1 protein-coding gene is annotated in these 294 nt (G+C 47.6%); it reads left to right on the plus strand.

Features of this window, described 5'->3' with window-relative positions; translation table 11 throughout:
• A partial coding sequence (locus AAEZ03_RS26755) for a Bax inhibitor-1/YccA family membrane protein (RefSeq protein WP_350582815.1) occupies positions 1-294 on the plus strand: 294 nt, incomplete at both ends.

Raw genomic sequence — 294 nt, forward strand, 5'->3', positions numbered from 1 at the left:
TCCACAAAAAGCCAAAACTTTCGCGGTCCCTTATGCGCTCTTAGAAGGTATTTTCTTAGGCGGCATCTCGCTGTTTTTTATGAGAATGTATCCAAGCGTGCCAGTGACTGCAATGTGTGCGACCTTTGTGACAGCAGCCGTTATGCTAGGGCTATATCGCTCTGGTCTCGTTAAGGTGACGCAGAAATTCCGCTCTATCGTCACCTCAGCGCTTATAGCCATCATGCTCGTTTATGTCGCCCAGTGGGTTCTTTCTTTAGCGTTCGGTTCGAGCTTACCTTTCTTATTTGAAGG

Origin of the sequence: Pseudomonas sp. HY2-MNA-CIBAN-0224 (assembly GCF_040310285.1) — a bacterium.
Lineage (GTDB): Bacteria > Pseudomonadota > Gammaproteobacteria > Pseudomonadales > Pseudomonadaceae > Aquipseudomonas > Aquipseudomonas helleri.